Annotated in this window: 22 protein-coding genes, 1 tRNA gene, 1 pseudogene and 1 riboswitch; of the genes and pseudogenes, 8 read left to right on the forward strand and 16 right to left on the reverse strand. The window is 62.1% G+C overall.

The features are described from left to right. The first annotated feature begins 91 nt into the window (after positions 1-91). Positions 92-1,717 (forward strand): hypothetical protein, encoded by a 1,626-nt coding sequence (locus ACH2AT_RS02085; RefSeq protein WP_394963163.1) that lies wholly within the window; start codon positions 92-94, stop codon positions 1,715-1,717. 65 nt (positions 1,718-1,782) lie between these two features. Here ACH2AT_RS02085 and ACH2AT_RS02090 read toward each other — a convergent pair whose 3' ends face one another. The 6 genes from ACH2AT_RS02090 to ACH2AT_RS02115 all read right to left on the reverse strand — a co-directional run bounded on the left by ACH2AT_RS02090 (position 1,783) and on the right by ACH2AT_RS02115 (position 8,914). Next, a complete protein-coding gene (locus ACH2AT_RS02090) occupies positions 1,783-2,346 on the reverse strand; it encodes a DUF3267 domain-containing protein (protein WP_394963165.1) in 564 nt (187 codons plus the stop codon). A 24-nt stretch (positions 2,347-2,370) separates the two neighbouring features. Next, complete coding sequence (locus tag ACH2AT_RS02095) at positions 2,371-3,177, reverse strand: lipase family alpha/beta hydrolase (protein WP_394963167.1); 807 nt, start codon at positions 3,175-3,177, stop codon at positions 2,371-2,373. Between the two features lie 58 nt (positions 3,178-3,235). Beyond that, positions 3,236-3,964: an NAD-dependent protein deacylase gene (locus ACH2AT_RS02100; RefSeq protein WP_394963168.1), complete on the reverse strand. Its 729-nt coding sequence runs from the start codon at positions 3,962-3,964 to the stop codon at positions 3,236-3,238. Between the two features lie 129 nt (positions 3,965-4,093). Then, positions 4,094-4,169 (reverse strand) — tRNA-Ala (locus tag ACH2AT_RS02105). 152 nt (positions 4,170-4,321) lie between these two features. Further along, on the reverse strand, positions 4,322-6,931 hold the full coding sequence (gene adhE, locus ACH2AT_RS02110; RefSeq protein ID WP_394963170.1) for a bifunctional acetaldehyde-CoA/alcohol dehydrogenase: 2,610 nt from the start codon (positions 6,929-6,931) through the stop codon (positions 4,322-4,324). 216 nt (positions 6,932-7,147) lie between these two features. Continuing rightward, entirely contained in the window at positions 7,148-8,914 is a 1,767-nt protein-coding gene (locus tag ACH2AT_RS02115; RefSeq protein ID WP_394963172.1) for a Na+/H+ antiporter NhaC family protein, read from the reverse strand. 94 nt (positions 8,915-9,008) lie between these two features. Next, a riboswitch (Lysine riboswitch) is annotated at positions 9,009-9,194 on the reverse strand. Between the two features lie 163 nt (positions 9,195-9,357). Here ACH2AT_RS02115 and ACH2AT_RS02120 point away from each other — a divergent pair. After that, positions 9,358-10,110 carry a DUF975 family protein gene (locus tag ACH2AT_RS02120; RefSeq protein ID WP_394963174.1) on the forward strand — a complete coding sequence of 251 codons (753 nt, stop codon included), beginning with the start codon at positions 9,358-9,360 and terminating at the stop codon, positions 10,108-10,110. Here the strand turns inward: ACH2AT_RS02120 and ACH2AT_RS02125 are convergent. From ACH2AT_RS02125 to ACH2AT_RS02155, 7 genes are all read right to left on the reverse strand, one after another. Further along, on the reverse strand, positions 10,023-10,448 hold the full coding sequence (locus ACH2AT_RS02125) for a DUF1294 domain-containing protein (protein ID WP_394963176.1): 426 nt from the start codon (positions 10,446-10,448) through the stop codon (positions 10,023-10,025). The genes ACH2AT_RS02120 and ACH2AT_RS02125 overlap by 88 nt on opposite strands. Positions 10,449-10,459: 11 nt before the next feature. Further along, positions 10,460-10,681, reverse strand: coding sequence for a DUF3006 domain-containing protein (locus ACH2AT_RS02130; protein WP_394963178.1), 222 nt, complete (start codon positions 10,679-10,681; stop codon positions 10,460-10,462). After that, entirely contained in the window at positions 10,681-11,676 is a 996-nt protein-coding gene (locus ACH2AT_RS02135; RefSeq protein WP_394963180.1) for a ComEC/Rec2 family competence protein, read from the reverse strand. Before ACH2AT_RS02135 ends, ACH2AT_RS02130 begins: the two co-directional genes overlap by 1 nt. Before the next feature lie 9 nt (positions 11,677-11,685). Next, complete coding sequence (locus tag ACH2AT_RS02140) at positions 11,686-13,593, reverse strand: YgiQ family radical SAM protein (protein WP_394963182.1); 1,908 nt, start codon at positions 13,591-13,593, stop codon at positions 11,686-11,688. 25 nt (positions 13,594-13,618) lie between these two features. Next, on the reverse strand, positions 13,619-16,159 hold the full coding sequence (locus ACH2AT_RS02145) for a DNA translocase FtsK (protein WP_394963184.1): 2,541 nt from the start codon (positions 16,157-16,159) through the stop codon (positions 13,619-13,621). Between the two features lie 184 nt (positions 16,160-16,343). After that, positions 16,344-16,793 (reverse strand): GNAT family N-acetyltransferase, encoded by a 450-nt coding sequence (locus ACH2AT_RS02150; RefSeq protein WP_394963186.1) that lies wholly within the window; start codon positions 16,791-16,793, stop codon positions 16,344-16,346. A gap of 266 nt (positions 16,794-17,059) precedes the next feature. Beyond that, positions 17,060-17,764 carry a ClpP family protease gene (locus ACH2AT_RS02155; RefSeq protein ID WP_394963188.1) on the reverse strand — a complete coding sequence of 235 codons (705 nt, stop codon included), beginning with the start codon at positions 17,762-17,764 and terminating at the stop codon, positions 17,060-17,062. A 271-nt stretch (positions 17,765-18,035) separates the two neighbouring features. Here ACH2AT_RS02155 and ACH2AT_RS02160 point away from each other — a divergent pair, with 271 nt between their 5' ends. From ACH2AT_RS02160 to ACH2AT_RS02185, 6 genes are all read left to right on the forward strand, one after another. After that, positions 18,036-18,674: a redox-sensing transcriptional repressor Rex gene (locus ACH2AT_RS02160; RefSeq protein ID WP_394963190.1), complete on the forward strand. Its 639-nt coding sequence runs from the start codon at positions 18,036-18,038 to the stop codon at positions 18,672-18,674. A 31-nt stretch (positions 18,675-18,705) separates the two neighbouring features. Further along, positions 18,706-19,323: a thymidine kinase gene (locus tag ACH2AT_RS02165; RefSeq protein WP_394963192.1), complete on the forward strand. Its 618-nt coding sequence runs from the start codon at positions 18,706-18,708 to the stop codon at positions 19,321-19,323. A gap of 140 nt (positions 19,324-19,463) precedes the next feature. Continuing rightward, entirely contained in the window at positions 19,464-20,090 is a 627-nt protein-coding gene (locus ACH2AT_RS02170) for a TetR/AcrR family transcriptional regulator (RefSeq protein WP_394963194.1), read from the forward strand. A 148-nt stretch (positions 20,091-20,238) separates the two neighbouring features. Then, complete coding sequence (locus tag ACH2AT_RS02175; RefSeq protein ID WP_394963196.1) at positions 20,239-20,724, forward strand: hypothetical protein; 486 nt, start codon at positions 20,239-20,241, stop codon at positions 20,722-20,724. A 7-nt stretch (positions 20,725-20,731) separates the two neighbouring features. Then, positions 20,732-20,917: a hypothetical protein gene (locus ACH2AT_RS02180; protein WP_394963198.1), complete on the forward strand. Its 186-nt coding sequence runs from the start codon at positions 20,732-20,734 to the stop codon at positions 20,915-20,917. Beyond that, positions 20,904-22,073: a DUF1266 domain-containing protein gene (locus tag ACH2AT_RS02185; RefSeq protein ID WP_394963200.1), complete on the forward strand. Its 1,170-nt coding sequence runs from the start codon at positions 20,904-20,906 to the stop codon at positions 22,071-22,073. Before ACH2AT_RS02180 ends, ACH2AT_RS02185 begins: the two co-directional genes overlap by 14 nt. Before the next feature lie 117 nt (positions 22,074-22,190). Here the strand turns inward: ACH2AT_RS02185 and ACH2AT_RS02190 are convergent, their stop codons facing one another. From ACH2AT_RS02190 to ACH2AT_RS02200, 3 genes and pseudogenes are all read right to left on the reverse strand, one after another. After that, on the reverse strand, positions 22,191-22,799 hold the full coding sequence (locus ACH2AT_RS02190; RefSeq protein WP_394963201.1) for a V-type ATP synthase subunit D: 609 nt from the start codon (positions 22,797-22,799) through the stop codon (positions 22,191-22,193). Between the two features lie 25 nt (positions 22,800-22,824). Continuing rightward, positions 22,825-24,240 carry a V-type ATP synthase subunit B gene (locus ACH2AT_RS02195; RefSeq protein WP_177521808.1) on the reverse strand — a complete coding sequence of 472 codons (1,416 nt, stop codon included), beginning with the start codon at positions 24,238-24,240 and terminating at the stop codon, positions 22,825-22,827. 27 nt (positions 24,241-24,267) lie between these two features. Continuing rightward, positions 24,268-25,092, reverse strand: a pseudogene (locus ACH2AT_RS02200) (V-type ATP synthase subunit A); the annotation flags it as partial.

The following is a 25,092-nucleotide window of genomic DNA, read 5'->3' on the forward strand; positions in this document are numbered from 1 at the left end:
CTTTTGTGCAATTTTTCAGCGGGCCTGCCTCGTTTGACATATAAAGAGTATTTTCCCGTGTTACACCGCGGAGCGAGGAGAGTGCGCATCCATGAAAAAAGCCCAAAAACCGCTTTGCCTTTTCAAGCGCTTTGGCGCTGCGGCGCTGGCCCTGAGCCTGTTCGGCTGCAGCCAGGCCGGCGCGCCTTCCCAAAGCCTGCCCGCTTCCTCCGCTGTGCTGAGCGAGGAAGCGCCCCAGGTCCAGAGTATCCCTTCCGGCACGCAGATGAGCGAGGACGAGCTATTCCAGCTTGCGGCGGACCTGATCGCTCAGGGCCAGGCCCTGGACGACCAGGCCGCGGTGCCTTCCCTGTGGGAGCTGGACAAGGAGGACTCGTTCACCGAAGACCTGTACGGCCAGAGCATCGTCTTTTACCATCTTCCTTCCGTGCAGGGCAAGGCCCGGCTGCGGCAGATGCTTTCAGAAGTATTCAGCAAAGCCTATACCGACGAAATGCTGCAGGAGTTTTTTTCGCCGGACGCGGTGTGCGCCCTGCGGGAGCGGGACGGGAAACTTTACGCCAGCGAAAACTGGCTGTTCCGCCAGGCGCCCCTCCGTCAATACACCGGCAAGCTGACGCTGATCGGGCGCACCGAGGACGTTGTCAGCCTGCAGGCGGAACTTTCCTACCAAGGCGGCACCGTGCAGATGCTCGAAAATTACCCCCTGACCCTGCGCCGGGAAGAAAACGGCTGGAAAATAGACGGTTGGAAGAGCGAAATGTCCGCCGACAATTCCTTTGTGCAGCTTCCGCCGGAACTGGAACAGGCGGCGGGAGACGACCCGGAACTTGCCACCTCGCTGCGGTATGCCTGGACGCTGGGCGACGCCCTCGCCCGCGGCGAACAGCGCTGGGTGGACTGGTGCTTCTCCGGGCTGTTCGAAGCGCCGGCAAGCTATCAGGAACTGGGCTATCCGCTGAAGGACATCACCGGCCTGAAGGTGACGGGGTATGGGGTGGAGACCGGCCCCGACGGCGCGGTCTATCTGCGACTGGACGTGGACGACCCCGGCGCCACCCCGCTGCGCGCAGGCTCCAACTGGTATCTGCTGGCCTTTGGCCGTGACATCGACCGGGTGGACGGGGTGATACAGCGCATGTATCCGGACAGCGAGCAGGCGGCCTTCGGACTGGGCAGAGCCCCGGAGAGTGAAGAGGCCGCCGCATTGAGCCGCGAACTGACAAGCGTTGCGGGCCTTTTCCGCAACTGGGCCAGCAGCGGGCCCGCCGGCAAAGACTGGTGGAAATCGTCTGAAAGCGACCTTCCCGCCGAGGTCCCCTACGTAGTGGTGCGGATGGCACAGGACGGGCGCACCGACGAAGAAGGCCGGTTCACCGCCGAAGAATTCCAGCAGGCGGCGCGGGAGTATCTGGACGAGCCGGACTATACGGTGGACCGGGACAGCCTGCGGCAGAGGTGCGACGAGCAGGACGGCCGTTTTGCGCTGATGCCCATGGGCGGTTTCCTTTCGGACATTGACCTGGTCTGCCGCGACCTGGGCGGCAGCCTTGCCGGCGGCGCCGCCACGGTGGTTCGCCGCTATTACAGGGATGAACTGGGCCTTGTGCCGGACTATGACCTCGTCTACACCCTGCACCGCTCGCTGGGCGGCAATGGCAGCTGGTGCGTCTCCAAATGCACAAAACAGCCCTTTGGCGCTGAGAGCGTCCAGTGACCGCCGATGCACAAAAGCGGCCCCGGCCTTTCCTTTTCGGAAAGACCGGGGCCGCTTGTTTTATCTCATCCGTTTCGGGTGAAAACCGTCATGGAAACGCCGGTGTCCTGCACCAGAACATCCTTCGGCATGCGCAGAAAGCGGAACACGACATACAGGTCCCCTGCCGCGCCCGAGACGTTGACCATCTGCAGCAAATAGATAAACCAGAAATACTTCTCCCCCATGGCAAGGTTCAGCGCCAGGAACACCGCGCCCCACACCACCAGCGGCGCCAGCGCCACCACGATGTAGGCTCCCTTTTTGAAGTACTCGCTGCCGCCGGCAAAGGCGTACAGCCCGGTGAAACCGAAGCGCACCTTTTTTGCGCCGAACAGCTTCATGCAGGCGCCGTGCACCAGTTCATGAAGCACCATATACAGCACAGTGCAGGCAAGGAACGCCGCCAGCGCCGGCAGGCTCGCGGAGATGACAAAGACCGGCATCAGCAAAAAGCCCGCAGCCAGCATCATCGCGGCAATGCCAACGGCCAGCCCGTTGACCACCAGCGCCAGCTTTGAGTCCTTCTGCAGGTCCAGAGTCAGAATTTTTTCGTATCCGTCCGGCAGCTGCAGAAAGCAGTGTTCCATGGTTCCTCCCCCCCCCTTTTTTGTTCACAGCCCCAGCTCTCTGAGCTGGGCCGCCATGCGTATGTATTCATCCACCACGTCAAAAACTTCACCCCGGCGGCGCAACGGGCGGCGGCGGAAATCCACCTCGTCCATGTGGGAAACGCCTCGCCCGGCTGCGCCCCGCCAAACGCCCTGAAAGCCCGTCCATTGGGCGGACTCGGCGGTCACAAGGCCGTCGTTCTCCCCTTCCACCAGACCGATGATGAGGTTTTGCCACCACATGAACACATCGCTGCGCCAGGAGCGCATCGCCCCGGCATAACTGCGGTAGAGCACGCCCTCCTCGTCCGGGTTGGCGCGGTTGAACTCCTCGGCCCAGGCCGTGGTGAACTGGCCGCAGACGGCGCAGAAATCGGGGTGGCGGTCCCCCAGCAGGCGGTACCAGAGATTCACGAAAAAGCCCGCCAGCCGGAACGCCCAGCGGGGCAGCCGGGTCAGCGTGTCCATGGTTTTTGAGCCGTGGTTTGGCGCCGACACCAGCGACACCGAGGCCACACAGGGCGCCATGCCCAGCGAAGAGACCATATACCGCACGTCCAGCCCACCCTTGGAATGGGCGATGATATGCACCTTTTCGCAGCCGGTCTCCTCCATTACTTCTTTTATCCTTGCTTTGAGCAATTCCGCATTGTGTTCCACGGTGGCCCAGCCGTCCTGCCCGCCAAAGAACACCTTTGCGCCCCGCTGCTCCAGCGCCCGGGGGATCCGGCCCCAATAGCCCCAGTCCCGAAAACCGGTGCCGTGCACCAGGATGAACGGATAGCGGGTGCTGCATTCCAATGTGTCCATACTTCTCCCCTCCTCGCAGTGCATGCCCGGCAAGGGTGCGCAGCCACTGCCGCAACACTCAAGGCACCACCTCAGCGAGCACCTCACCGATGGGACGGCGGATGGTCAGCGCCGCCTGGGCGTCGCGGGGGGTGGCGCTGAGATTGATGACCGCCAGGTCTTTGCCGTGAAAATAATCCACCAGCCCCGCCGCGGGATAGACCGAAAGCTGGGTGCCGCCGATGAGCAGCATGTCCGCGGCGGCGATGGCCTCCACCGCCGCCGTGAGGGTAGCAGAGTCCAGGCCCTCGCCGTAGAGGACCACATCCGGCTTGATGACGCCGCCGCAGGTGCAGCGGGGCACGCCGTCCGCCTCCAGCACCGCCTCCACCGGCCAGCTTTTGCCGCACTCCATGCAGTGATTGCGGTACACGCTGCCGTGCAGTTCCAGCACGTTGCGGCTGCCCGCCCGCTGGTGCAGCTCGTCGATATTCTGGGTGACGACCGCCGTCAGTTTGCCCTGCTGTTCCAGGCGCGCCAGCGCATAGTGGGCCGGGTTGGGCTTCGCCTCCGGACGGATGAGGTATTTGCGGTAGTAATCAAAAAACACATCCGGGTGACGCACAAAAAAGTCGTGGCTGAGCAGTTCCTCCGGCGGTCTTCCGTATGCCTTCAACGCCGCATAAACGCCGTTGCTGCTGCGGAAATCGGGAATACCGCTCTCGGTGGAAAGCCCCGCTCCGCCCAGAAACGCCATGCGCCGGGCCCGTCCGATCATCTGCGAAAGCCGCTGCAGTTGTTCGTCCATCTTTTTCGCCTCCCGGCCTTATCATACCACATCCGCCGCTTTGCCGCCACCAGGAATAACGTTTCGGGCCGCGGCCGCCTTCTAAAAGGCGACAAAAAAGCCGCAAGCGCTTTCTGCTTGCGGCGATGATGGTGGACCTGGAGGGATTCGAACCCTTGACCTCTGCGATGCGAACGCAGCGCTCTCCCAACTGAGCTACAGGCCCATGTGTGACTGCCTTATCTAATTTAAAGCATTCCGGCCAAAAAGTCAAGGTTTTTTTCGTCATTGCCGCGTATTTTTTTGTGCGTGAAAAAAAGAAGGGCGGCCTTCTCCAAAGAGACGGCCGCCCTCCCTCAACAGAAAGGAGTGGATCGCTTATTTGCCGTAGTAAGCCTGGAGGTAGATCTCCTTGATCTCGCTCACCAGAGGGTACACGGGGTTGGCGGTGGTGCACTGGTCCTCGAACGCCTTATAAGACAGTTCATCCACCTTGGCAAGGAATTCTTCTTCACTGACGCCGCAGGCCTTGATGGTCATGGGCCGCTCGGTCTCCATCATCAGCTTCTGGATGGCCGCGATGAGGCAGTCCACTGCTTCGTAGGTGTCGGTGCCCACGTTGCACAGCCCGCAGCGCCGGGCCAGTTTTGCATAGCGCTTGTCGGCCACATACTCTTTATACTTGGGGAAGGCCGCAAACTTGGTGGGCTTCTTCGCGTTGTAGGCGATGACGTAGGGCAGCAGAATGGCATTCGCGCGTCCGTGGGGGATGTGGAACTCACCGCCCAGCTTGTGAGCCATGGAATGGTTGAGGCCCAGGAATGCGTTGGTGAAAGCCATGCCCGCGATGCAGCTGGCGTTGTGCATCTTTTCCCGAGCAAGCTGGTCGCCGTTGTAGGAGTCTTTCAGGTAGGTGAACACCATCTCGGTGGCGTGCAGGGCCAGGCCGTCGGTGTAGTCGCTGGCCATCACAGACACATAAGACTCAATGGCGTGGGTCAGCACGTCCAGGCCGGTGTCGGCCACGATGCTGCGGGGCATGGTGCGGGTGAACTGTGGGTCGATGATGGCCACGTCGGGGGTCAGGCTGTAGTCTGCCAGAGGATACTTGATGTTGCCGTTGGCTTTGTCGGTGATGACCGAGAAGCTGGTCACCTCGCTGCCGGTGCCGGAGGTGGTGGGAATGGCCACCAGCTTGGTCTTGGCGCCCAGTTTGGGAAACTTGAACGCGCGCTTGCGGATGTCCATGAAGCGCTGGCGTAGGCCGTCGAAGCTGGTCTCGGGATGCTCATAGAACAGCCACATGCCTTTGGCTGCGTCGATGGCGCTGCCGCCGCCGATGGCGATGATCACGTCCGGCTGGAAGGCGCGCATGGCCTCCACGCCGCGCATGATGCACTCCACGCTGGGGTCGCTCTCCACATCGGAGTAAATTTCGCTGTGGCAGTACTGTTCACGCTTGCGAAGGTAGTACAGCACCTTGTTCACATTGCCCAGCTGCACCATCACCGGGTCGGTGACGATGAAGGCGCGGCTGATGCCCTCCATCTTCTCCAGGTACTGGATGGAGTCCTCCTCAAAGTAGATCTTGGGCGGGATCTTGAACCACTGCATGTTCACCCTCCGTTTGGCGATGCGCTTTTTGTTGATGAGGTTGACGGTGGTCACGTTCTGGCTCACCGAGTTCTTGCCATAGCTGCCGCAGCCAAGGGTCAGGGACGGGGTGTTGGTGTTGTAGATGTCGCCGATGGCGCCCTGGGAGGAGGGGCTGTTCACAATGATGCGCCCCACCTTCATGGCAACGCCGTATTCGTCGGCGATCTTTTTGTCGCCGGTGTGGATGACGGCGGAGTGGCCAAGGCCCCCCAGCTCCAGCATTTTGTTGGCGTAGGCAAAGCCCTGCTCCTTGTCCTTGCAGACGAAGTAGGCCAGCACCGGGCTGAGCTTCTCCTTGCTCAGGGGGAACTCCTCGCCGGGATGGGGCAGCGGGGCGATGAGGATCTTGGTCTTTTCCGGCACATTGATGCCCGCCTGTTCGGCGATCCAGTTGGCGCTCTTGCCCACCACGGGGGCGAACACGCCCTTGGCGGGGTCCGGGAACATGTATTTGGTCAGGGTCTCGGTCTCTTCCGGGGTGAGGAAGTAGCAGTTGTTGGCCTTCATGTAAGCCTCAAAGTCCTTGGCGATGGGCTTTTCCACGATGACCGCCTGCTCGGAGGCGCAGATCATGCCGTTGTCGAAGGTCTTGGACATCATCAGGTCGGTGCAGGCCTGGTGCAGGTCGGCGCTCTTCTCGATAAAGCAGGGCACATTGCCCGCGCCTACGCCCAGCGCCGGCTTGCCGCAGGAGTAAGCCGCCTTGACCATGCCGGGGCCGCCGGTGGCCAGGATGGTGGCAACACCCGGATGGTTCATCAGGGCGCCGGTGGCCTCGATGCTGGGTTTGTCGATCCACTGGATGCAGTTCCTGGGCGCGCCGGCATTCACCGCCGCCTCATAGACGATGCGGGCCGCCTCGGCGCTGCACTTCTGGGCCGAAGGGTGGAACCCGAAAATGATGGGGTTGCGGGTCTTTACCGCGATGAGGCATTTGAACAGCGTGGTGGAGGTGGGGTTGGTGGTGGGGGTCACGCCGCAGATCACGCCCACGGGCTCGGCCACTTCCACATAGCCCTCCATATCGTTCTCTTCCAGAACGCCCACCGTGCGCTCTTTTTTGATATCGTGCCAGATATATTCGGTGGCGAACATATTCTTGATGACCTTGTCTTCATACACGCCGCGGCCGGTCTCCTCCACCGCCATGCGGGCCAGTTCCTGGTGTTTGTCCAGGCCGGCCAGCGCCATCGCGTGGACGATGTTGTCCACTGCTTCCTGATCCAGCGCCATGAACTCCTTCAGCGCCACCTGGGCCTTTTCCACCAGAGCGTCGATCATGGTCTGCACATCGGTCTTCACCGTTTCAACCACAGGTTTCTTTTCTGCCATTGCGATCTTCCGTCCTTTCAGGCGTGTTGCGCATGGTACGAAAGCCCTTTGCTTTCGCCTGCAGCTTGTTGCCATGGCATTATGATACCACATCGTTAATCAAATAACAATGTCCTGGCTGGCCAAAGATTGTTAATAAAATAACGTGCTTTTGTGCAGGATGTACAGCGCGAAAAAAGAGCGCGGAACAGATGCGTTCCGCGCTCTTTTCAGTTGTCAGGCTCTGGCCATGTTGCGTCGCTTGATGGCCAGCAGCGTGGCCAGCATCAGCGCGATGCCCACCGGCAGCGCCAGGACGCCCGGCGCGCCGAAGTGGACCAGCAGGCCCGCCACAAGGTACGTGATGCCGGAAACCACCGCACAGGTGATGGCGTATGGCAGCTGGGTGGACACATGGTTCACATGGTCGCACTGGGCGCCCGCAGAAGCCATGATGGTGGTGTCGGAGATGGGAGAGCAATGGTCGCCACAGACCGCGCCGGCCATGCAGGCGGAGATACAGACGATGGACATGGGGTCGTCCATGGAGAACACGCCCTGCACGATGGGGATGAGGATGCCGAAGGTGCCCCAGCTGGTGCCGGTGGAGAAGGCCAGCAGGCAGCCCACCACGAACACGATCACAGGAAGCAGCATCTGCATGCCGGTGGCGCTCTGCTGCACGAAGTCGCGCACGAAATATTTGGCGCCCAGGGAGTCGGTCATGGCCTTGAGGCTCCAGGCGAAGGTGAGGATCATGATGGCGGGCACCATGGCCTTGAAGCCCTCGGGGATGCAGTTCATCATCTCCTTGAAGGACATGGCGCGGCGCACCTGGTAGTAGATGAACGCAACGATCAGCGCAAAGGCGGAACCGAGCATCAGGCCCACCGACGCATCGGAAGCGGAGAAAGCCTCCACAAAGCCCACGCCGGAGAAAAAGCCGCCGGAATAGAGCATGCCGATAACGCAGAACACCACCAGCACCAGCACCGGCAGGACCAGATCCAGAACGGACCCCTTGCTGTCGTCCACCTGCTCGCCGGCGTCGGCGTAGGGGTTGGGGCCGCTGAACAGGTCGCCCTTTTCGATGGCGTTTTTCTCGAACCTGGCCATGGGGCCGAATTCCACCCGCAGCAGCACCATGCTCACCAGCATGACGATCGTGAGCAGCGCATAGTAGTTGTAAGGGATGGCCCGCAGAAACAGGCTGAAGCCCTGGCCGTCCTCCGCGAAGGCGGACACCGCCGCCGCCCAGGAAGAGACCGGCGCGATGATGCACACGGGCGCGGCGGTGGCGTCGATGATGTAGGCCAGCTTTGCCCGGGAAATGTTTTGCTTGTCGGTGATGGGGCGCATCACGCTGCCCACCGTCAGGCAGTTGAAGTAGTCGTCGATGAAGATGAGCACGCCCAGAAGGATGGAGACAAGCTGCACGCCCGCCCGGGATTTGATATGGGCCTTGGCCCAGCGGCCGAAGGCGGCGGAACCGCCCGCCTTGTTCATCAGGCAGACCATGGCGCCCAGAATGATGAGGAAGATCAGGATGCCCATGTTGTAGCTGTCGGTCACCGACGCTACGATGCCGCCGTCGAACACGTGGCGCACGGTGGTCTCGAACTGGAAGTTGGAGTAGAGCAGGCCGCCCGCCACGATGCCGATGAACAGGGAGCTGTAGACTTCCTTTGTGATGAGGGCCAGCGCGATGGCGATGACCGGAGGCAGCAGGGACCAGGCGGTGTTGAAGAAGCGGCTGGGGGAGGTCACATATCCCGTACCGCCGCAGGCGGCGCAAACGTTCGTGCCGCCGCACGCCTCACAGGCGGGGTCCAGCCCGTAGCATTCCATACAGGCGCCCACAGCGCCGCAGTCCGGGCATTCGATCATCCTGGTGCCGGGTTCTTCGGTGGGGTCGCCGGCAGCAAAGGCTGTGGCGCTGAGCATTGCCAGCAGCACCAGCATCATTGCCGCCAGGGGCAGGATGCGGTTCAATGTCTTTCTCATGTCAGTTCCTCCTGCAAAAAAAATGAAGCCATGACAGCGTCATGACTTCATACCGATGCACAAGTGCCCATAGTGCCCGCAGTGCGGCGGTCGAATTCACGACAGCGCTCCGCCCGGCGTCTCTGCACGGGCGACAGTCCGGGGGATGTTCTCCCACGGCCCGGCGCGGCGGCCCCCTCAGGCGGGGCAAACCGAACCTCGGCAAACGCCCCTTTCCCGCCCCGCGCGCCTGCGCTTGAATGGGGGCCGTACTCTTGACGTTCGCACCTCTATCATGCTTTGTACGTCTATATGATAAGCCTTTTTTTACAAAAGTCAACCGCTAAAGAGAAAGAATCTGCAATTTCCTGTAAATCCATTCCGTTCTATGCTATACTGGAGTTGCTAATACGTTAAGAGGGAGCGCACGGAAAACGAGCCGCTCCCGCAGGAGGGAAAGCATTATGTACTGGTCGAGGAGCTTGCTCAAACAGAATGCAAAACAGGTATTGAGAGAGAGTTACTGGCGGATGTTCCTGGCCTGGCTGCTGCTCACGCTCGGTGTGGGTGCCGCTTCCAGCGCTCTGAGCTACATCATTATCTTTGTGCCCACCATCATTTTGTCTGTTCTGTCCATCACTTCGCCGGAAGCCTACATCGCCGGGGTGGTCATCCTCTATATCCTGATGCTGGTGTTCATCCTGGCGTTCAACGCCCTGGTCACTCAGCCTGTGAACATCGGCGGCATTCGGTACACCATGGAGAACCGGGCCGGCTATCCGCCGCTGGACACGGTGCTCTCCCCGTTCCGGGACAAGGCGCAGTATCTCAACGTGGTAAAAGTGATGTTCTTTTACACGCTGGAGATCATGGCCTTCTCTTTTCTGTTCATCATTCCCGGCGTCGTGCGCGGCTACCAGCTGCGGTATGTCCCCTATCTGATGGCCGAAAACCCCTACATGAGTTACAAACGCGCCAAGGAACTGAGCAAGGCCCTGACCGGCGGCGAAAAGATGGAGATCTTCGTGCTGGACCTTTCTTTCGTCGGATGGTATCTGCTGGGCTATCTCACCTGCGGCCTGGGCATTTACTTCCTGACCCCCTACGCGCAGGCCACCATGGCGGAACTTTATGCCGCCGCCCGCGCCAAGGCCTTTGCCATGGGGATCTCCAGCGAAGAAGAGCTGTCCGGCTTCGCTGTGCATCCCCGGCGCTGAACCGCGTTTCGAAACCTGACAAAAAGCTCCCGGCTGCCAAACCAGGCGCCGGGAGTTTTTTTACAGAAAACGGGCGGCCAGCGCCAAAAGAACCAGCTGCACGGCCAAAATAAGGGGCACGCCAACAAAAAATTTCGGTTTGCGGATCTTGTGGCGGAACAAGGCCATCCCCAGCAAAAAGGCGGGGCTGCCGCCCAGCGCGCAAAAAGCAGAAGCCTGCGCTCCGGCACACGGCGGGCGCCGCGCTTCGCGGCCCATTTGTCCCACCCGCAAAGGGCAAAAGCCAGCAGGTTGGCCGCCGCGAAATAAGCGGGGAGAAACTCTCGAAACAAATCCATTCCGCCTTTCGTCAGCCGGGCCGCCCGGCAAAAAAACGCCGGCGCATCCGCTGCCTGCGGGCGGCAGTCGCGGCGGCGTCCACCCGCCAGCGCCCGTCCTCACAGAGTAGGATATCCCCTTCCCGAGTCTCGGGCGGAAGCAGGGCGCGGTCGATTTTTTCGGTGCGAAGCGGCCCCTGGGCCGGTTCCAGCACCGCCGTCTCCCCTTCAAAACGGTCCACAGTGTATTCCATCAGGCGGCCTCCTTTTCCCCGGCGGCGCTGGCCGTGTAGCTTTGCAGGCCGTTTTCGGCCGCCGCGATCACCACGCTGCCGTCCTGGTCGGTGCGCAGCACCTGCGCGCCCACCTGCTCAAAGCGCGCCAGCGGCTCAGCATGGGGATGGCCATAGCTGTTGCCCAGCCCGCAGCTGATGACCACATATTGGGGCCGGGCGGCCTGCAGGAATTCCAGCGTGTTGGAGGTGTCGGACCCATGGTGGGCCGCCTTGAACACCTCCGCCCGGGGCACGACCCCCGCCTCCAGCGCGGCCTGTTCCACCGGCTTTTCGCCGTCTCCGCTGAGCAGCACCGACAGCCCGCCGCTCTCGAACAAAAGCACCTGGGAAAGGTCGTTGTAGTTGTCGGTCTCCACGCCTGCGGCCAGCACCTGCAGGCTGCCGCTGCCCACAGAAAAACTCTGCCCCGGCGCGGCGGTGGTCACCACCGCACCGCTGGCTTCGATGGCGTCCATCACCGTTTCAAACAGGCGGGTGGTGGGATAAGGCGCCTTGTCAAAATCCGGCACAAGCACCTGCTCCACCTCTATCTTTTCCAGCACGGCGGCCATGCTGCCGATGTGGTCGGCATGGGGATGGCTCATCACCAGCAGTTTGAGATGCGTGACGCCTCGCTGCTCCAGGTACGTCATCAGCTTCTGCTCGCTGTCAGTGTCGCCCGCATCCACAAGGCAGTATTCTCCGCCGCTCTGCAGCAGGGTGGCGTCCGCCTGACCCACGTCGATGAAATGCACCGCGTCGGTGTCTTCCGGCAGGTCGTCTGCGGGCAGCGGCTCAGCAAGGCCCACCGCCGTGTATATCTCGTCCCAGGTAGGCGCCGCGCCGGCGCCGCTGCCCGCACTAACGTACAGCCCCAGCGCAAGGCAGAGGCCCACCAGTGAAAACACGACGGTTTGAAAGGGCGTGAGTTGTATTTTCCGCCTGCGGCGGCGGGATGTTCTTCGCTTTGCCATGAAACAGTTTTACTTTCTGCCCTTGCGGGGCGGCTTGGAATTTGGTGTAAAGCGCCCCTGCTGTGCGCTTGCCCCCTGCCGGCCATTTCGGCCGCGGGGCGCGGGCGTGTTTTTCTCGCGCCGGGGCTTCCATGCGGGGGCAAGCAGCGGGATAAGGTCCTCCCGCCCGGTCTTGCGCAGGGCCCTGACCACCTTTTCGGCGTTGCGGGGTTCGTAATACTGCAGCAGCGCCCGCTGGAGCGCCTTGCCCTCCGGGGTCTTCTCCACAAACACCGGCTTCATGGTGTAGGGGTCGAGGCCGGTGTAGAACATGCAGGTGGACACGGTGCCTGGCGTGGGGTAAAAATCCTGCACCTGCTCCGGGCGTATCTTGTGCTTGTAAAGATATTCCGCCAGGATCACCGCGTCGTTCAGGGTGCTGCCGGGATGGCTGCTCATCAGATAGGGCACCAGATACTGCTTTTTGCCCGCCTTTTTTGTGAGCTCATAGAACTTGGCGGAGAACTTATTGAACACCTCCACCGGCGGCTTGCCCATGTATTTCAGGGTGTTGGGGGCGCAGTGCTCCGGGGCCACCTTCAGCTGGCCGGAGACGTGATGCTCCACCAGTTCCCTGAAGAACTCGTCGTTTTTGTCCCAGATGAGGTAGTCGTAGCGGATGCCGCTGCGGATGAACACCTTTTTCACCCCGGGCAGGGCCCGCAGCCTGCGCAGCATGGAGAGGTACTCGGTGTGGTCCACCAGCAGGTGCGGGCAGGGGCTGGGAGCGAGGCACTTTTTGCCGCCCTGGCACATGCCCTTGGTCATCTGCTCCTTGCAGCTGGGCAGGCGGAAGTTGGCGGTGGGGCCGCCCACGTCGTGGATGTATCCCTTGAAGCCGGGCTGACGGGTGAGCAGTTCCCCCTCCTCCACCACGCTTTCCACACTGCGGCTGGTGACCCGCCGCCCCTGGTGCAGGGTGATGGCGCAGAAATTGCAGCCGCCGTAGCAGCCCCGGTTGTGGATGATGGAAAACTCCACCTCTTCGATGGCGGGCACGCCGCCCACCGCGTCGTAGCTGGGGTGCCAGCGGCGGGTGAAGGGCAGCGCCGCCACTTTGTCCAGCTCTTTTCGGTTGAGGGGCTTTGCGGGCGGGTTCTGCACCAGGTATTTTTCGCTCTGTTTCTGCACGATGATCTGGCCGGTGACCGGGTCCTGGTTGTCCATCTGGATGCGGCAGGCGCGGGCATAGGCGGCCTTGTCGGCGCTCACCTTGGCAAAACCCGCACACTCCACATAGCGCTCCGGCAGGCCGGCGAAGTCTGTCATGTAGCAGGTGCCGGGCACGTCCCGGATGGTCTGGGCCTTCTCCCCCGCCGCCAGGCGCCGGGCGATGGCCGCCGTCTGCCGCTCGCCCATGCCAAAGCTGATGATATCCGCCCCGGAGGCCTCAGCGATGCTGGGCAGCACCGTGTCCATCCAGTAATCGTAATGGGCAAAACGGCGCAGGCTGGCCTCCAGGCCGCCCAGGATCACCGGCAGGTCGGGATAGGCCTGCTTTGCCAGCCGGGTGTACACGGTGGCGCTGCGGTCCGGGCGCTTGCCCGCCACGCCGCCGGGGGTGTACTCGTCCACCGTGCGGCGTATCTTCGCCACGGAATAGTGGGCCACCATGCTGTCCACATTGCCGCCGCCGATGAAAAAGCCATAGCGGGGCCTGCCCAGGGCCTTGAAGCTCTCGGGGGTGGTGTAGTCCGGCTGGCTGAGCACGCCCACGCGGTAGCCCTCCGCCTCCAGCACCCGGCCAATGATGGCCGAGCCGAAGCTGGGATGGTCCACATAGGCGTCGCCGGTGACCAGAACAAAATCCAGTTCGTCCCAGCCCCGCGCCGCCATCTCCTCGCGGCTGACCGGCAGAAATTCCGTGCCCTGCTGCATGGGGCGGCCTCCTTTCGCTGCTGTTTTAAATCTCGTCGGGCGCCGGGGCCGCCTCGGCCCGCATGCTCTTTTCGATCCACTGCTGGCGGGTGACGAGCACCTCCCGGGGCTTTGCGCCCTGGTACGGCCCGATGACCCCCAGCTGCTCCATCTCGTCCATGATGCGGGCGGCCCGGGCATAGCCAAGCTTGCACCGGCGCTGCAAAAGGCTGGTGCTGGCCTGCCCCGCGTCGATGACCACTTCCACCGCCTGGTCCAGCATGGGGTCGTGGCCGCCGTCGCCCTCCTCGCCGCCGCTGCCGGAGCCTTTCTCCGCCGCGGCCAGCTTGTCCATCTGGGCGATCATCTCCTCGTCGTACTGGCTGGTATTGTCCTGCTTGATGAAATCCAGCACAGCGCTGATCTCGTCGTCTTTCACATAGGTGCCCTGGATGCGCACGGGCTTGGCCGCGCCCACCGGCATGAACAGCATGTCGCCCATGCCCAGCAGTTTTTCGGCGCCGCCGGCGTCCAGGATGGTGCGGCTGTCCACCTGGCTGGAAACGGCAAAGGCGATGCGGCTGGGGATGTTGGCCTTGATGAGGCCGGTGATGACGTCCACGCTGGGGCGCTGGGTGGCCACGATCAGGTGCATGCCCGCCGCGCGGGCCTTCTGGGCGATGCGGCAGATATAGTCCTCCACCTCTTTGCCCGCGACCATCATCAGATCGGCCAGCTCGTCGATGATGATGGCGATGTAGGGCAACTTTTCCAGCCCGTCGGCTTCGGCGGCAAGGCGGTTGAAGCTCTTGATGTCGCGCACGTTGTTCTCGGCGAACAGGTGGTAGCGGCGCTCCATCTCCGCCACGGCGCTGCCCAATGCGCCCGCCGCCTTGCGGGGCTCGGTGACCACCGGCATCAGCAGATGGGGGATGCCGTTGTACTCCGCCAGCTCCACCACCTTGGGGTCGATGAGGATGAGGCGCACATCCTCGGGGCTGGCCTTGTACAAAAAGCTGATGATGATGCTGTTCACGCACACCGACTTGCCGCTGCCGGTGGAGCCGGCGATGAGCAGGTGGGGCATCTTGCACAGGTCCGCGATCTGGGCGTTGCCCGCGATGTCCTTGCCCAGGGCCAGCGTCAGGGGCGAGGCGCTCTTGGAGTAGACCGGGGACTCGAAGATGCTGCGGATGCCCACCGGGCTCTTTTTGCGGTTGGGCACCTCCACGCCCACGGCGGGTTTGCCGGGGATGGGGGCTTCGATGCGAACGCCGCCGGCGGCCAGGTTCAGAGCGATGTCGTCCGCCAGGCCGGTGATGCGGCTGATCTTCACGCCCGCCAGCGGCTGCAGCTCGTAGCGGGTGACCGACGGGCCGCGGCAGATGTCCAGCACACGGGTGCGCACACCGAAGCTTTCCAGCGTGCTCACCAGCAGTTCGGCGTTCTTTTTCAGTTCTTCCTCCACGCCCGGGTCCTCCGCGGCGCCGGCGCGCTCGAAGAGGCTCAGGGGCGGATAGTGATAGACCTGCTGCTCTGCGGCGGCAGGCGCGATCATCATCTGATCGTTCTTGCCCGGCACCACGGCGGCGGGGGTCATCTGAGCGGCGGAAGCCGCCCCCATGGCCCGCTGGACCAGGTCGTCCAGGTCGCTGCCGCCCACCGTTTCGGGCATGCTTTCTTTCGTGTCGGGCCGGCCGGGGGCAGGCTCCTCGTCCCCCTCCAAAAAGATGGGGGTCTCGAATTCCGAGTCTTCCTGGGAGGGAGTTTTTGCCGGCTGCGGGGCGTCCTGCGGCGGGAACATGCCAAAGGTGCCGCCCGGCCCCACCAGCGGTTCCTCCGGGTCGGGGGCAAGGTCGGTCTCCTGCACCGGGTCGGGGCCAAGGTCGATGTCCACCTGCGACGCGCGGCGGCGCGCCTTGGGCGCGGGCGCGGGGCGCTCTCTGCGCCGGGGCTGGGGCTCAGCGGGCTCTTCTTCCCGCTCCTCTTCCAGGAGGGCCGCCCGTTCGGCACGGCCCTCCTGCCACAGGGCATAGCGCCCGGCCACAAGGTTCCACAGATCGCCGGGGGTGACCCCCGCGAACCACATGATGCCCGCCGCCAGCAAGACCACAAGCAGGATGTTTGCCGCAGGCCGGCCGCACAGCACCAGCAGGGTGCCGCCGACCACACCGCCCAGCACGCCGCCGCCCAGCGCGCCCTGGCCCTGCTCATACAAAGCCTTGACGACCTGGCCGAAATCCATGCCGGTGAGATTGACCCGTGAGAACACCACCGCGGTGCCGCACAGGAACATCATCAGGCACAGGGCCTTGGCGCACTTGGACCAGATGGGCAGGCCCAGCGCCACCAGCACCGCCACATACAGCACCAGCAGCCCCAGCGCATACATCCCCAGGCCGAACACGCCGAACAGCGCGGCGCGCATCCAGGCCCAGGCGGATTCACCTTCCACGAAGATCATGGCCACCAGAACGGCGCCCAAGCCAAAAAGCAGGATGCTCCAGCTCTGGGCAATGTCCGGCTGGGGCCTGCGCCGCCGGGCGCCGGAGTCGTTTTTTCGGGTCGAAGTTTTCTTTGTCGCCATAGTGTTTTTATATCCTCTTTCGCCTTGCGTTGGTATCGTTCGCCGCAGAGCCTCTGCCCGCGCGGCGCGGAATGCTTAACTCAATTATTTTACCATCAACCGGGCGAATTGTAAAACCCAAATTTGGCGAGCGCAGGCGCTTGAAACCGAAACCCCGGGGCGGTTTTTGCCACGGCAAATCCCTTTATTGCCGCAGAGCCAGCGCAAGTTCCACTTCGTCTTCGAACACCGCCCCGGTCGGCGCAAAGCCCTTCTTCCTGTACAGCTCCATCGCCCGGCCATTGTCTTTGTTGCAGGTCAGGGCCACCCGGTCCGAAGCCCCGAAAGGCTTTGTTTTGATATACGCAAGCACCTGATCCAGGGCGGCGCTTCCATACCCCAGCCCCTGGTGTGAAGCATCGATCATCATGTGCCATATATCGTATTCCGGGATGTCATAGTCGTAGATCACCATCACATAGCCGACCATCGTATCATTTTCATAGATGCCGAAAGGCTGGCACTGCTGCCTGTAAACATACGCCTGGGCGAGGCTGCGGATCGGGTGCGAAACGAAGCGCTCCTGTTCGGGCGCAAGTTTCAAATTGAACGCATCCACAAAGTTTTCTTCGGTGATTTTTTCAAGATGGGTCATGCATACCTCCATAAATCGTTCCTGGTTCGTCTGCAAGATGATGTTGCGTGAACATCTATGAAGGGCAGCAGGCCGCAAAAAAAACCGCGGCAAACAAGCCGCGGCAAAACCTATGAAACGTTCACAATGCAGCCGGGGCCCTCAACAGATATTCAGCTCGTGTATTCGTTCCGCTGTTTTTCATAGTCGAGCACCCCGCTTTCCATCTGGATTTATTTCATCATAATCCCATCCCTCCAAAATGTCAACTGAAAGCGCCGGGGCCTTCAGACCCGGCGTTCGATCTCGCCGTAAAGATAATCCAGCGCGTCGTTCAAACTGCCCAGCTGGTCGATCAGCCCCTCGTGCACCGCCTGCTGGCCGGTGAGCACCGTGCCCACATCCATCACCAGCTCGCCGGTGTGCATCATCAGTTCCACAAAGCGCTCTTTGCTGATCTTCGAGTGGCTTTCCACAAAGCCGGTGATGCGCTCCTGCATCTGCTCGAAATAGCGCATGGTCTGGGGCACGCCCAGCACCAGCCCGGAATGGCGCACCGGGTGGATGGTCATGGTGGCGGTGGGCACGATGAAGCTGCGCCGCCCGCTGACCGCCAGCGGGATGCCGATGGAGTGGCCGCCCCCCAGCACCAGGGTGGCGCTGGGTTTGCTGACCCCGCTGATGAGTTCCGAGAGGGCAAGGCCCGCCTCCACGTCTCCGCCCACCGTGTTCAGGATGACCAGCAGCGCCTCGATGTCCGGATCCTCCTCGATGGCCACCAGCTGGGGGATCACGTGCTCGTATTTGGTCACCTTCTGGCTCTGGTCCGCGCTGACGTGGCCCTCGATCAGCCCCACCACCGTCAGGCAGTGGATGGCATGGCGTCCCTTGGTGCGGATCACCGAGCCGGTGTCCATCATATACTCCTGTTCCAGTTTTTCCTGCTCCACCTGCGCATCGGTGGGCGGCTGTTTGTTCTCGTTCGGTTCCATGGCTTTCGCGCCTCCTTTTCGGTCTTCCCTGACAGTGTTCCCCCCTTCGGGCCGCAGTTATACAAAAGGGCGCAGTGTGTTCAAAAACTTTGTATTCTGTTTGACAAAGCCGTTTCAACGATTATACTATATAAAAAGGGCGTCTGTTTTCGGCGCTTTGCCCCGGTCTGTGGTCCGCAGCACAGCCGGGCCGGGGAGTAAGAAGCGGCCTGCTGCTGCTTTGCCTTTTGCAAGCCACGCTTGAAGAATCTGATAAAAGATGGTGAAACAAATGAACAACTCTCAAGGCAAGGTATCACTGCCGGTCATCAAACGGCTGCCGAAGTATTACCGCTACATCGCACAGCTTCACAAATCCGGCGTGGCGACAATTTCTTCCAGCGAGCTGGCCCGCATGATGGGCACCACCGCCAGCCAGGTCCGGCAGGACTTCAACTGCTTCGGCGGCTTCGGGCAGCAGGGCATCGGCTACAATGTGGAAGTGCTGGAAAAAGAGATCGGCCATCTTCTGTTCGGCCATGGGGAAAAACTGCCCACCATCCTGCTGGGCGCCGGCCGCCTGGGCACCGCCGTGTCCCGCTTTCTGACCACCGACACCAACGGCTACAACCTGCTGGCGGTGTTCGACATCCGTCAGGAACTGGTGGGTCACGATCTGGACGGTGTGCCGATCCATCACATCGACGAACTGGACGCGTTCTGTAGGGCCAACCACCCCACCGTTGCGGTGCTGTGCCTGCCCCGGGAGAGCGCGAAGGAAGTTTCCGGCCAGCTGGTGGGGCTGGGCATCAGGGGCTTCTGGAATTTCAGCCACTATGACCTCTCTCTCGCCTATCCCAATGTCACGGTGGAGAACGCCCATCTGGGCGACAGCCTGATGAGCCTGGGGTACCGGCTGCGTAACAAATAAACACCACAACGAAAGTGAGCGTCCCTCGTTTATGGCTAAACTTTATTTCCGCTACGGCGCGATGAACAGCGGCAAAAGCACCGCTTTGATGCAGGTGGCATTCAACTACGAAGAACGGGGCATGCGGGTGTTCATCCTCAAGCCCAGCATCGACACCAAGGGCGGGGAATGCCTGCTCAGCCGCCTGGGCGTGAGCCGCCCGGTGGACAGGGCCGTCACGCCCGACATGGACGTGTTCGAGCTGGTGAAGCAGGAGGCCGGCCGCGGCGGCAAGCCCCTGGCCTGCGTGCTCACCGACGAGAGCCAGTTCTTCACCCCGCAGCAGGCGGAGCAGCTGTTCATGGTGACCGTGAAGCTGAACATCCCCGTCATCGCCTACGGCCTGCGCACCGATTTCTCCATGCATGGGTTCCCCGGCTCCACCCGCCTTTTGGAGCTGGCCCACGCCATCGAGGAGATGAAGACCATCTGCACCTGCGGCCGCAAGGCCACCTGCAACGGGCGCAAGGTAAACGGAGAGTTCGTGTTCGAGGGCGACCAGGTGGCCATCGACCAGGAAAATAATGTGGAATACCAGAGCCTTTGCGCGCAGTGCTATTTTGCCGAGCGGGAAAAATTCTATCAGCGGCACCCCAAGGTGCATATCTGATGGGCTGTGGCTGACCTTTGAACAAATTTCGCTCACGCCGGGGACCGATGTCCCCGGCGTGTTTTTCTTGTGTTTTTTCCGCGTTTATGCTACAATAAAAACAAATCGACGCACTTTGTTTTTATATGGGAGGTGACGGCATGCCAAAGGTGGCCTATTCCGAGGCGCAGCGGGAGCAGATCCGCCAGGATCTGGTGGCCGTGGGCCTGGAACTGATGACAAAGCAGGGCATCCAGCGCACCACAGTGGAGCAGATCTACCAGAAGGTGGGCATCTCCCGTTCCTTTTTCTACACCTTCTTCCCCACCAAGGAGGACCTGGTGGTGGAGATGCTCTATCTCCAACAGCCCAGGGTGGTGGAGTATGCACTGCGGCTGCTGGCAGACCCGGCGCTGGACTGGCGGCAGGCAGTCACCAAATTCCTTCGCGCCTGCTGTTACGGCGAGCGCAACGGCATCGCGGTGCTCACGGTGGAAGAGCAGCAAAAAATTTTCCATCGCCTCTCCCCCGAGAGTTACCAGTCTTTCCGGCAAAAGCAGCAGCGGCTGTTTGGGCAGCTGATGAAGCTCTTCGGCGTGCGCCCCGAACCCGACCGCGTCAGCCTGTTCACCAACCTCTGCCTGGCGGTGATGGTGATCCAGCGGGCCATCCCGGGCAGCCTTCCTCTGCTGGTGCCCGAAGCAGCGGACGCCACCATCGATGTGCAGATAAGCTCGATCGTGGACTGGCTGGCTTCCCTGCGCGCCCAGGACGCGCAGGGCGAATAACCTTGCGGCCCGTTTGGCCCCTTTCAGCGGTGTTTTCAAACGGGCCATCCTTCGGCTTATAATAAAGACAAATTATATATTTTATCTTTATACAGGATCTTCTCCGTCTTGCGGCGGAGAGATAATAAACGCACAGGAGGATTTTCAAATGGGAATTTTCAGCAAGCTGTTCAAGGGCCCGGAGATCGACATGGAAAAAAGCGCCGCCAACGCAAAAAAGATGCGGACGCTGTTTGACCATGTGGTGGAGGGCGGCGGCGAATACCGCCTTATCTTCGGCTACACCGAAGACGTGAGCCGCTTCAACTATGGTTTCGTCCATGGCAGCAAAACGAAGATTGGCAACCTCATCGTGGGCTGGAACGAGGCGCAGGAGACCATCGTTGTGGTTCCCACCGTGCCCGACCTTTCCGGCTGCGGCGACCCCGCCTATTACCGCCGCGCCAACATTTTGAAGGCATATCGGAACAAATATCCCACCGACGCCTTTGTCATCTACCCGGACAAGCGAGGCTACATCGCCATCAACGCCTATGACTGGCTGGAGGACGAAAGCCTGTATGTCTATGTGTCCCAGGATGAGGAGCTGGCGGCCTTCACCGATTTCTTTATGAACCGCTTTGCAAAGAAGTGAGGCGCCGATGCCCTGGGATGAACTTTTCTGGATAGCGGCCCTACTCATGGCGGCGGTGGTTTTCGGGCAGCTCTGGTTCCATTTTGTGGAGGCGCTGCTGAAGCGTGCAAAACGCCTGCTGTTCCGCCACGAGCAGCCGCCGGTCTGGCACGCTTTGCCCGGCGAAAAGGAGGACGAAGATGGACGTCAATGAAATTATGAACCGTGCAAAGGCCGCACGAGCGCAGGCGCTGGAAAGCCTGCATAAAACAGAGGAAAAGGCCGAAGCGCTGGCCGATTCTTTTTCCCCTGAGCCGGCCGCCCCGGCGGAGGAAGCCGCCGCCCGGGAGGCACAACAGATGGCCGCGAACGACCAGCGGCAGGTGGAAATTCTCGGGCAGGTGTTCGACAGCCAGACGATGGAACAGATGGCCGCAAATCAGGAACAGCTGCAGCGGATGATGGAGCAGCGGGTGGCCGAGGCTGCCTGTGCCAGCGCCGATGCCATGATGGACCAGCTGTTCGGTGAGGACATGGGCGTACTGGCCGCCGCGCTGGAGACTCTGGCCATGGACGATGACAGTGAAGGGGCCGACCCTGACGAAGAAGAGACCGATGACGCTCTCTACACCCTGCTGGACGAGACCCTGGCGCGTCTGGAGACTCTGCCCGAGCCCGCCCCGGCGGAATACGGCAGAGACCCGGCGCTCTGGGAACGGTTCGGCATCCTGCTCTCGGGCATCGTGTCTACCCTCAACGACCACAGCCTGGAGGGGCTGGACGTGGAGGAACACATCCCCGTGCTGGAGCAGCAGGTCCTGTCGGTGGTGCGCCGCTCCTGGGGCATCGACGGGCGGGGCGGCCTTTTGGAGACCCTCCGCTACCTGGGCCAGGGGGGATACGCCGAGCGCTACCGTTTTTACTGCGAGGCGGAAACGCCGGAGGAACTGATGACCGGCGACGAGGACGAGGACGGCCGGGAGGGAGTCATCCGCGCCTGGGCCTTTGCCCGGCACTACAGGGAGCGGTACTCCCCCGCCTTCATGGCCGGATGGGACATGGGCCGCGCCGCCATGCTGGCCCGCTGGGGCAGCTACCTGGGCTGGATCACCCCCGAAGAGGCACAGGGCATCCTGTGGGACCTGGCGCAGCGGGCCGCCCGGGACCTGGGCGGCTGGCGGGAATTTGCCCAGTCCTACCTCTTTGGCGGCCTGATGTGGAAGCTGCTCTGCAACAGCCCCGCGGCAGGGTACCTGGGCTATCTGGCCGACGCGGCCACCGCCCTTCTGGTGGGTAAGGCCGACGGCTCCGGCGGCCAGTGGCGCGGATTTCCCTGGCCCGCGCGGCGCAAGTTGGGGTTCACTTTGTAACGGCCGTGCCCCGGGCGCCGCGCCTGCCCCGAGAAAAGAACGCGCGGCTGGCATGCAGAAAGCCCCTTTGCGGAAGCTTTGCAAAGGGGCTTTGCTTTACAGTGTTGCAGCGGCGGTTCAGCCGTCCCGCTGCTTTTTGATGACCTTCAGGCGGGAGAAGTCCTCCCGTTCCTTTTCCTCCAGCACCTCGGTGATGTATTTGATGGTGGCGGTGAACTGGGGGATCATGATGTTGTTCAGGGCGTTGGCCCGCTTCTGGGTCTTCTGGATGGCCACAGCCAGGCGGTAGACGCTGCTTTCCACCTCGGCCAGCTCCACGGTGAGGCGCTTGACCTCGCAGAATTTCAGATACACATCGTCCAGCTGGCTGTTGGTGGAATCCAGCCCGTAATAAAGGCCGGGGGCGCTTTCTTCCATCTTGACGATGGGCAGCTCCACGCCCATGACGCTGCGGTAGTCCAGCGTGAGGCCGGTCTCCACCGGCACCGTCTTGGCGAACTCGCCCACAACGCCCAGGGTGATGTTGGCGCGCTGCAATGCCTTGTAGGCCGAGGAATAGGCGGTGGCGATCTCGTCCTGGATGACCGCCGCCCGGTCGATCAGCTGCATCATTTCCCGCACGAGGATGTTCCGCTTGCGGTCCATCAGGTCATAGCCCTGGCTGGCGAGCGCAAGGCTGCGCTTTTGCGCCATCAGGTTCGATTTTGTGGGGAAAACCTGTGCCATACGGCAGCCTCCTCTCTGTTAGAAATCACTTGCTGCCTTTCAACACCGCAGAGAGGTCCCGATGGGCGGCGTTCACCTGCGGCTTGTAGTAGTGGTCCAGCATGACCTGGTCCACACGGTCCAGCTCTTCGCGGGGCAGCATGGACAGCAGCTCCCAGCCCAGGTCCAGCGTTTCCTCGATGGTGCGGTTGGTGTTGCCCTGGCCCACGAACTTCTGCTCGAAGGCGCGGCCGAACTCCATGACCCGCTTGTCGCTGGCGGACAGCTCCTCCTCGCCGATGACGCTGGCCAGGGCCTTGGCGTCCTGCACGCGGGCGTAGGTGGCGAAAAGCTGGTTGGCCAGGGGGTTGTGGTCCTCGCGGGTGTAGCCCGCGCCGATGCCGTCCTTCATCAGACGGGACAGGCTGGGCAGCACGCTCACCGGCGGATAGACGCCGGTGGCGTCCATGCCGCGGTCCAGCACGATCTGGCCCTCGGTGATGTAGCCGGTCAGGTCGGGGATGGGGTGGGTGATGTCGTCGCCGGGCATGGTGAGGATGGGGATCTGGGTCACAGAGCCCTTGCGGCCCTCGATGATGCCGGCGCGCTCGTACAGGGAGGCCAGGTCGGAGTAGAGGTAGCCGGGGTAGCCCTTACGGCCGGGGATCTCGCCCTTGGAGGAGGAGAACTCACGCAGAGCCTCGCAGTAGCTGGTCATATCGGTGAGGATGACCAGGATGTTCTTGCCCAGGTCGAAGGCCAGGTACTCGGCGATGGTCAGCGCCGCACGGGGGGTGATGATACGCTCCACGATGGGGTCGTTGGCCAGGTTCAGCAGCATGACCACCCGGTCCATGACGTTGGCGGCCTCGAAGCTCTTTTTGAAGTAGTCGGCCACGTCGTTCTTCACGCCCATGGCGGCGAACACGATGGCGAAGTCCTCGCCGTCGGAAACGTCCGCCTGCTTGACGATCTGCACCGCCAGCTCGTTGTGCTTCATGCCGGAGCCGGAGAAGATGGGCAGCTTCTGGCCGCGGATGAGGGTGGCCAGCGCGTCGATGGAAGAAATGCCGGTGCGGATGTAGTTGCGGGGATAGACGCGGCTCACCGGGTTGATGGGCGAGCCGTTCACATCCCGCCGGAACTCGGGGTAAATTTCGCCCAGGCCGTCGATGGGGCGGCCCAGGCCGTCCAGGGTGCGGCCCAGGATCTCGGGGCTCAGGTCCACCATCATGGGATGGCCGGACAGGGTGGTGCGGGTGTTGTCCAGCGAGAAGCCGGTGGTGCCTTCAAACACCTGGATGACGCACTTCTCACCCTCGATCATAACGATACGGCCCACACGCTGGGTGCCGTCGGTGAGCTTCATCACCACCATCTCGTCGTAGGAAGCGTTCTGCACGCCGTCCAGGACCACCAGCGAGCCGTTGATCTGGCTTAAGCCAACATGTTCAAGGATCATATGTCTCTCTTTCGCTCCTTTCCCTTGTTAAGCGCGCAGCAGCTCGCCGATCTTCTGGTCGATCTCGGCGGTGTACTCGTCGAACATTTCCAGCTTGTCGTTGGGGATGTCGTACTTCATCTTGACCAGCTTGTCGAACAGGCCCAGACGCAGCAGCTTGCTGATGGGGATCTGACGGGCCACCAGCGCCTGGCTCTTCTCGTAGAGATGCAGGATGACCTTCATCATCTTCAGCTGCTTCTCCAGGCTCACATAAGTATCCTGGTCGTGGAAGAAGTTCTGCTGCAGGAAGCCCACGCGGATGACGCGGGCGATCTCGATGACCAGCTTCTGGTCGTCGGGCAGCACGTCGGAGCCGATCAGCTTGACGATCTCCATCAGGCTGGTCTCCTGCAGCAGCAGACTTGCGATCTGCTCGCGGCAGGACAGGAAATCCGGGCCCACGTTGTCGTAGTACCAGGGGGCCAGGTCGGTGAGGTACTCGGTGTAGCTGGTGTTCCAGTTGATGGCCGGGTAGTGGCGGGCATAGGCCAGGGCCTTGTCCAGCGCCCAGAAGCAGCGGGTGAAGCGCTTGGTGTTCTGGGTGACCGGCTCGGAGAAGTCGGCGCCCGGAGGGCTGACAGCGCCGATAACGGTGACGGAGCCTTCTTCCCCGTTCAACGCGCGCACGTAGCCGGCGCGCTCGTAGAACTCGGCCAGGCGGCTGGGCAGGTAGGCGGGGTAGCCTTCGTCGGCGGGCATCTCTTCCAGACGGCCGCTGATCTCGCGCAGGGCCTCGGCCCAACGGCTGGTGGAGTCGGCCATCATGGCGGCATGGTAGCCCATGTCCCGGTAATATTCCGCCAGCGTGAT

The sequence above is a fragment of the Candidatus Allofournierella excrementigallinarum genome, assembly GCF_944388085.1.
In the GTDB taxonomy this organism is placed as follows: domain Bacteria; phylum Bacillota; class Clostridia; order Oscillospirales; family Ruminococcaceae; genus Allofournierella_A; species Allofournierella_A excrementigallinarum.